Genomic DNA, 7,293 nt, shown 5'->3' on the forward strand with positions numbered 1-7,293 from the left:
CCACCACCCTGCGGGGGGGCCCCCCTCCCCCAAGGGGGGAGGATTTCATCACAACACCCCCTTCGTGCTCGGCACCGCATCGCCCTCGACCCGGATGGCCTGACGGAGCGCTCGGCCGAAGGCTTTATAGACGGCCTCGGTCTTGTGGTGGTCGTCCTGGCCTGTGACCTTGATGTGGACGGCGGCGCCCATGGCCTCGGCCAGCGAGCGGAAGACGTGGGCGGTCAGGTCGGTGCGGTAGTCGCCGATGAAGGGCGTCTCGAACGCCCCTTCGAACAGCGGATAGGGCCGGCCGGACAGGTCGATGGAGACCGTCGCATTGGCCTCGTCCATCGGCAGGACGAAGCCGTAGCGGGCGATTCCCTTACGCTCGCCCAGCGCCTGTTTCAGCGCCTGGCCCAGGGCGATGGCGCTGTCCTCGATGGTGTGGTGGGGGTCGGTGTGCAGGTCGCCCTCGCACTGCAGCCGCAGGGAGAAGCCGCCGTGGGCCGCGATCTGCTCCAGCATATGGTCGAAGAAGCCGACGCCGGTCTCGATCTTGATCGGGCCGGGGGCGTCCAGATCGACGGCGCAGACGATGCGGGTCTCTTTCGTATCGCGCACGGCCTGGCCGAGGCGGGCCGGACGGCGCTTGGCGGGCGTCAGGCCGAAGGCGGCCAGCAGCCGGTCGTTGACCTCGGGCTTGATCGAGACGGGCAGCCGCAACCGGTCGCCGGACAGGTCGGCCTCGATCCCATAGGTCTTCAGAGCGGCCAGGGCGGCGGCGGGGTCTTGCGGCCGGGCCATCAGAATGGGGCCGACGCCGGGCTCGATCGTCAGGTCGCGGCCCAGTTCGCGGGCCAGCCGCTCGCGCTCGCGCCGGACCGAGGCGATCCGCTCCGCGGTCTCGATCATCCGCGACGGATCCAGGGCCTGAAGCGCCAGCCGCACCAGGGGCTCGGGCAGGGCGTAGGGCTCCAGCACCGAGGCGAGGCGGGCCAGGGTCGGGGCCTGGGCGATGGCGGCGCCGACGCGGGCGCCGGCCAGGCCATAGGCCAGGGACAGGCTGCGCAGCACGACCAGGTTGGGCTGATCGGCCACGACGGTGGCGGCGGAGACGCTGTCGGAGAATTCGATCAGGCCCTCGTCCACCACCAGCAGGGCGGGGGCGACGCGGGCGGCCATTTCGGCGACGGCCTCGGGCGAGCCCAGGGCGCGGACGACCACGGCCGCGACCTCGCCCCTGGCCGGATAGATGGCGGCGAGACGGTCATAGGGCTCGGCCTTCGGCGCCTCGACCGAACCGCCGTCGCGGGCGGCGAGGCGGTAGGCCAGCTCCAGCCCATGGGTCAGGCCGCGCACCGGCAGGATCTGGCCGGCGGGCACGGCGTAGATCGCGGCCATACGGGCGGCCAAGGCCAGGGCGTCGCCGGGATAGCGGTCCAGGCCCTCGCCGCCGGAGACCAGCGGGGGATAGGGGGCGGGCAGGGTCATAGGGCGGCTCCGCTATGATCTTCCCCCGCTTGCGGGGGAAGTGTCAGGTCGTGGCGCGAAGCGACACGCCTGACGATGGGGGGAGTTCTGCGACTTGGCGAAACGCCCCTCTCCGACCCTGGTTCGCTGCGCGAACGACGGGCCACCTCTCCCGCAAGCGGGAGAGGGTCTTTAAAGGCGGCCCTCATCCCTCGCTCCTCAGATCCGCCGCGCGGGCGTGGGCTTCCAAGCCCTCCATCCGGGCCAGGCGGGCGGCGATGGGGGCCAGGGCGCGGGCGCCGGCCTCGGTGACCAGCTGGACCGACATGGTGGTCATGAAGCTGGAAGTGGTGACGCCGCCCAGGGTGCGGGCGCCGCCGTCGGTCGGCAGGACGTGGCTGGGGCCGGCGGCGTAGTCGCCCAGGGTCTCGGCCGCGAACCGGCCGACGAAGACGGCGCCGGCGGCCTTGACGGCGGGGAGCAGGGCCTCGGGATCGTCCACCTGAAGCGCAAGGTGTTCGGGGCCGTAGAGGTTGATCACCTCGCAGGCGGCGTCGAGGTCGCGCACCAGGACGGCGCGGGCCTCGTTCAGCGAGGCGCGGGCGACGGCCTCGCGCGGCAGGGTCGCCACCTGGGCCTCCACCTCGGTCAGAATATAGTCGATGGTGGCGCGGCTGGTGGAGACCAGGAGAACTTGCGCGTCGGCGTCGTGCTCGGCCTGGCTCAGCAGGTCGGCGGCGGCGATCTCGGGCGCGGCGTCGCGGTCGACGACGACCATCAGCTCGGACGGGCCGGCGGGCATGTCGACGGCGGGACCGCCGGGCAGGGCCGACGCCTGTTTCTTGGCCTCGGCGACGTAGGCGTTTCCGGGGCCGAACAGCTTGTCGCAGGCGGGGATGACGCCGTCCTCCAGTTCGACGCCGAAGGTCAGGGCGGCGATGGCCTGGGCCCCGCCCATCAGCCAGATCGCGTCCAGCTCGGCCTCGGCGGCGGCCAGGATCATGGCGGGGTGGACGCCGCCAGTCTTGTCAGGCGGTGTTACGGCGACGCGCCGGCCCACGCCCGCGACCCCGGCCGGAATGGCCAGCATCAGAAGCGAGGAGAAGAGGGGAGCGGTGCCGCCGGGGATGTAGAGACCGGCCGAGGCGATCGGACGCCAGGCCAGTTTGGAGCGGACGCCGGGCGTGGTCTCGACGAAGTCGGTGTCCTCCGGCCGGGTCGCCTGGTGGAAGACGCGGATATTGTCGGCCGCCATCCGCAGGGCGCGGACGTCGGCTGGGGGCAGGGCGTTGCGGGCCTCGGCCACGGCTTCCGGCGTGATGGCGATGCGGCGGGGCGGGGCCCTGTCCAGCTTCTGGCACCAGTCGGTGACGGCCGCGCCGCCGCGCGCGCGCACGTCGTCCAGAATGGCGCGGACCACCTCGGTGACGTCGCCGGCGGTGCGCTGGGCCGGGCGGGCCAGGGCCGCCGTCTTGCCGGCGGCGTCGAGGGAAGACCAGTCGATACGTTTGAAGGCCGTGGTCATCACATCATCTTCTCGATGGGCAGGACCAGTATGGCCGAGGCGCCGGCGGCCTTCAGCTTCTCCAGCGTCTCCCAGAAGACGGCCTCCTGGCAGACGGCGTGGACGGCGACCGCGTCGTCGCGGCCCGACAGGGGCATGACGGTGGGCGAACCGGCGCCCGGCAGGATGGCGGTGATTTCGTCCAGCGCCGCGCGCGGGGCGTTCAGCATGACGTATTTGGCGCCCTGGGACGACACGACCCCGGCCATTCGCTCGATGATGCTGTCCAGCAGGTGCTGCAGGTCGGGTTCGGGGGCGACGGGGGACTGGATCAGCACGGCCTGGCTTTCCAGCACCGTGTCCTTGGCGCCCAGGCCGTTGGCCTCCAGCGTCGCGCCGGTCGAGACCAGGTCGCAGATGGCGGCGGCCAGTTTCAGCCGGGGCGCGACCTCGACGGCGCCGCGCATGACGACGATGTCGGCCTTGACCCCCCGCTCGTCCAGGAAGCGGCGCAGGATCTTGGGATAGGAGGTGGCGATCCGCAGGCCCTCCAGCGAGGCCGGGCCTTCATAGGCCAGGGTCGGGGGCGCAGCGATCTTCAGGGTGCAGCGGCCGAAGCCCAGGGGCATGACGACCGACGCATTGGGACCGCCGTTGCGGCCTTCCTCCAGCACGTTCTCGCCGACGATCCCCAGGTCGCAGACGCCGTCGGCCACGAAGGTGGGGATGTCGTCGTCGCGGACGCGCAACAGGTCGATCGGATAGTTCTCGACCCGATACAGCAGGTCGTTGTGGCCCTTGACCCATTTCAGACCCGCGTCGCGGATCAGGTCGAGGCTGCGGTCGGCCAGACGGCCGGATTTCTGGACGGCGATGCGAAGCCGGCCCTGGACAGTGCTCATGTTCGGATACTCAGTTCGTGTTCTTCAGGCGGTCCAGGGCGATGCGGTAGCCCTGGTGCGGCATGTCTTTGAGGTAACGGGCGACGCGGACGACGGTGGTGGGGCTGGCGTGGGCCTCGACCGCGATCTCGCGATAGGATTTGCCGCCGGCGTCGAGCAGGCGCGCCACCTGCCAGCGCTCGGCGAAGGCGCGCAGTTCCGCCGGGGTGCACAGGTCGGCCAGAAAGGCGTCCATCTCGGCGCGCGTCTGCATCGACAGCAGGGCGTCGTAGAGGGCGTCGCGGGCGGGCGGGGTCGTCATGCGCGTTCCACTATGATGTAACAGTGGAACGGTCAAGGGCGATTAGTGGCGAGTGGCGAGTGGCGAGTGGCGAGTGGCGAGTGGCGAGTTTTAAGACGGCGCCTTGTGCGGTCCAGCCAGGTTTCGTCAGCCCCGAGGACGACGGTTGAAAGCGGGGGCGTTTATCTCGCCACTCGCCACTCGCCACTCGCCACTCTAAATCACCCCCATGACCAAGATCCTGATCATCGGCGCCGGCCACGCCGGCGGCTCCGTCGCGGCCTTTCTGCGGCAGTACGGGCATGAAGGCCCCATTGTTCTGGTCGGCGAGGAGGATGCGCCGCCCTATCAGCGGCCGCCCCTGTCCAAGGCCTGGCTGAAGGGGGAGGCGGATCTGGAGGCGCTGCTGCTGCGGCCGCTGAGCTTCTATCAGGAGCAGGGGATCGCGTTTCGACCCTCGACTGTCGCCGTGTCGGTGGACCCGGAGGCGAAGACGGTCGCCTTCCACGACGGCTCGAGCGAACCCTATGACGTCCTGGTGCTGGCGACGGGATCGACGGCGCGCAAACTGCCGGTTCCGGGCGGGGACCATCCCGACCTGCTGGAGCTGAGGACGCTGAAGGACGCCGAGCGGCTGAAGGCCGTGCTGGGGCCGGGCAAACGGCTGGCGGTGGTCGGCGGCGGCTATGTGGGTCTGGAGGCGGCGGCCTCGGCCCGCGCCTTGGGCGCCGAGGCGGTGGTGATCGAACGGGCGCCGCGCGTGCTGGCGCGGGTGGCGTCGGAGACCCTGTCGGCCTTCTTCACCGCCCAGCACCGGGCGCGGGGGGTGGAGATCATCACGGGCGCCGAGGTGGTCGCGGTCGCCCATGACGGCGTGACCCTGGCCGACGGGTCGACGGTGCAGGCGGATGCGGTACTGGTCGGGGTCGGGGCGCTGGCCGGCGAAAGCCTGGCGCGGTCGGCGGGCCTGCGCTGCGACGACGGGGTGGTGGTGGACGATCAGGCGCGGACCAGCGATCCGGCCATCTTCGCCGTCGGCGACATGACGCGCCGGCCGATTCCCGTGCACGGCGGGGTCTCGCACCGGCTGGAGAGCGTGCCCAACGCCCTGGAACAGGCCAAACAGGCGGCGGCTGCCATCGTCGGGCGACCGGGGCCAGCGCCGGAGGTGCCGTGGTTCTGGTCCGATCAGTACGACTTCAAACTTCAGATCGCGGGCCTGCCGTTCGAGGCGGACCGTCAGGTGGTGCGGGGCGATCCGTCGGCGGGGGGATTTGCGGTGTTTCACCTGAACGGCGACCGGGTGGTCTGCGTCGAGGCGGTCAATGCTCCGCCGGAGTTCATGGCGGGCAAACAGCTGATCGGAAAGGCGACGCCGGTGGATCCGGCCAAGCTGGCGGACGTCTCGGTTTCGATGAAGGCGGTGGGGGTGTGATTTTTACCCGACCTTCCACCGCTTGCGGGGGAAGTGTCAGGCCGTGGCGCGAAGCGACACGCCTGGCGATGGGGGAAGTCTTCTTGCTTTGAGCAGAACTTCACTCTCCGACCCTGGATCGCTGCGCGATCGACGGGCCACCTCTCCCGCAGGCGGGGGAGGGTCTGGTTGTTGAAGCTTCGCCGCAGTGCAACAAAACTGTTGCGCTTTTCGTTGGGTCGCGATCAAGCTGTGATCTCAACGCGGCGGGGGCGGATGACGAGAGCTTTCGACGAAATGAACGGCGGCGGATCCGGCGCGATCCGCGACAGCTACAAGACCCTGGCGGCCTGGCTGGAAAACGCCCCGCCGGATCTGCTGCAGGCGCGCTCGCGCCAGGCGGAGCTGTTCTTCCGCCGCATGGGGGTGACCTTCGCCGTCTATGGCGACGAGGAATCCAACGAGCGGCTGATCCCGTTCGACGTCGTGCCGCGCATCATCGGCGCTGATGAATGGGGCGGTCTGGAGAAGGGGCTGAAGCAGCGGGTCACCGCCATCAACGCCTTTCTGAAGGACATCTACGGGCCGCAGGACTGTATCCGCGCCGGGATCGTGCCCGCCGACCTGATCCTGACCAATCCGCATTATCGGCCCGAGATGCAGGGGCGGCGTCCGCCCGGCGACGTCTGGTGTCATATCGCCGGGGTCGATCTGGTCCGCACGGGCGAGGACGGTTTTTACGTGCTGGAGGACAATGTCCGCACCCCGTCCGGGGTCTCCTATATGCTGGAGAACCGCGAGATGATGATGCGGCTGTTCCCCGACCTGTTCGCCGAACATGCGGTGCGGCCGGTCGAAATCTATACCGACATGCTGCTGCGTTCGCTCCAGGCCTCGGCGCCGTCGGGGGCGGGCGAGGACCCGACCATCGTGGTCCTGACGCCGGGGCCGTTCAACTCGGCCTATTACGAGCACAGCTTCCTGGCCGACAAGCTGGGGGTCGAACTGGTCGAGGGCGGGGATCTCTTCGTCAATGACGACACCGTCTATATGCGCACGACCGAAGGCCCCAAGCGGGTCGACGTCATCTATCGCCGCATCGACGACGACTTCATCGACCCCCTGACCTTCATGCCGGATTCGGCGGTCGGGGCGCCGGGGCTGATGTCGGCCTATTTCGCCGGGCGTGTGACCCTGGCCAATGCGGTCGGGACCGGGGTGGCCGACGACAAGGCCGTCTATACCTATATGCCCGAGATCATCCGCTTCTTCACCGGCGAGGACGCCATATTGAAGAATGTGCCGACCTGGCGCTGCCGCGAGCCGGAGGCGCTGAAGGAGGTGCTGGAGAAGCTGCCGGAACTGGTGGTCAAGGAGGTCGGTGGATCGGGCGGCTACGGCATGCTGGTGGGGCCCACCTCGACCCAGGCCGAGATCGAGGCCTTCCGCGCCAAGCTGATCGCCGATCCCGACGACTTCATCGCCCAGCCGACGCTGAGCCTGTCGACGGCCCCGACCCTGAACGGCGGAGCCCTGTCGCCGCGCCACGTCGATCTTCGGCCCTTCGTCCTGTCCAGTCCGGCCGGGGTGCGGGTCGCGCCGGGCGGGCTGACGCGGGTGGCGTTGAAGGAGGGGTCGCTGGTGGTCAACTCCAGCCAGGGCGGCGGAACCAAGGACACCTGGGTGCTGGATGTTTGATCGGACGAAAATCCTCCCCCGTCGGGGGAGGGGGACCGCGAAG

At 69.8% G+C, this 7,293-nt stretch carries 6 protein-coding genes; 2 read left to right on the forward strand and 4 right to left on the reverse strand.

Going from position 1 to position 7,293, the window contains the following annotated elements; translation table 11 throughout:
* Positions 1-48: 48 nt before the first annotated feature.
* The 4 genes from hisB to AC07XS_RS15400 form a co-directional block, all read right to left on the reverse strand.
* Complete coding sequence (hisB, locus tag AC07XS_RS15385) at positions 49-1,473, reverse strand: imidazoleglycerol-phosphate dehydratase HisB (protein ID WP_182715143.1); 1,425 nt, start codon at positions 1,471-1,473, stop codon at positions 49-51.
* 184 nt (positions 1,474-1,657) lie between these two features.
* Entirely contained in the window at positions 1,658-2,977 is a 1,320-nt protein-coding gene (hisD, locus tag AC07XS_RS15390) for a histidinol dehydrogenase (RefSeq protein WP_182715142.1), read from the reverse strand.
* The gene (gene hisG / locus AC07XS_RS15395) at positions 2,977-3,858 is read right to left on the reverse strand and encodes an ATP phosphoribosyltransferase (protein ID WP_182715141.1); all 882 of its coding nucleotides are present in this window, start codon (positions 3,856-3,858) and stop codon (positions 2,977-2,979) included. Before hisG ends, hisD begins: the two co-directional genes overlap by 1 nt.
* Positions 3,859-3,868: 10 nt before the next feature.
* Positions 3,869-4,159, reverse strand: a complete 291-nt coding sequence (locus AC07XS_RS15400; RefSeq protein ID WP_182715140.1) for a YerC/YecD family TrpR-related protein — start codon at positions 4,157-4,159, stop codon at positions 3,869-3,871.
* Between the two features lie 208 nt (positions 4,160-4,367).
* Here AC07XS_RS15400 and AC07XS_RS15405 point away from each other — a divergent pair, with 208 nt between their 5' ends.
* Both AC07XS_RS15405 and AC07XS_RS15410 read left to right on the forward strand, forming a co-directional pair.
* Positions 4,368-5,573, forward strand: a complete 1,206-nt coding sequence (locus tag AC07XS_RS15405; protein WP_182715139.1) for an FAD-dependent oxidoreductase — start codon at positions 4,368-4,370, stop codon at positions 5,571-5,573.
* A 255-nt stretch (positions 5,574-5,828) separates the two neighbouring features.
* The gene (locus AC07XS_RS15410) at positions 5,829-7,250 is read left to right on the forward strand and encodes a circularly permuted type 2 ATP-grasp protein (RefSeq protein WP_182715138.1); all 1,422 of its coding nucleotides are present in this window, start codon (positions 5,829-5,831) and stop codon (positions 7,248-7,250) included.
* Positions 7,251-7,293: the final 43 nt, after the last annotated feature.

Source organism: Brevundimonas sp. GW456-12-10-14-LB3, from assembly GCF_059424365.1.